Source organism: Paraburkholderia tuberum STM678 (assembly GCF_902833905.1).
Taxonomy (GTDB): domain Bacteria; phylum Pseudomonadota; class Gammaproteobacteria; order Burkholderiales; family Burkholderiaceae; genus Paraburkholderia; species Paraburkholderia tuberum.
The window spans coordinates 1-472 of the sequence record NZ_CADFGP010000185.1; the positions used below are offsets into that span (position 1 = coordinate 1).

At 57.2% G+C, this 472-nt stretch carries 1 protein-coding gene; it reads right to left on the minus strand.

Going from position 1 to position 472, the window contains the following annotated elements:
- Positions 1-472 (minus strand): ATP-binding protein (locus HWY30_RS40870; RefSeq protein WP_244145226.1); only part of this gene is annotated, 472 nt, incomplete at both ends.

Sequence of the window (472 nt, forward strand, 5' to 3'; positions counted from 1 at the left end):
GCGTCGGTAGCAGCGCGGACCGCCGTAATCGCCGCAATGCCGTTCTCGTTTTCCAGCCGGTAGTCGGAGAGGATGAAGTGCGGACCGCTTGCCAAAGCCTCAATGCGCAACTGCTCGATGACGTCGGATGACGATTCCCCCGCCACGACGTAGCAGCCATGCTCGATCAGGCGCATCGATATTTCGATTCTTAAGTCGCTGTTGTCCTCGATGATCGCCACGACCATATTGGTCAGGTCCGGGTCGCCGTCTTCAACCGTTTGAACCTCGCGCAACTCCGGCGGTATGAGTCCCATGAACGGGACCGTAACCGAAAAACGCGATCCACGTCCTGGTGTCGAGTCCACGTCCAGTTTGTGACCAAGAAGGCTCGCGAGCCCCTGGACAATGGACAGACCCAGGCCGAACCCTTTTTCACGATTCCTCTCGGGATTATCGACCTGTACATAGCTTTTGAAGATATCCGCCTGTC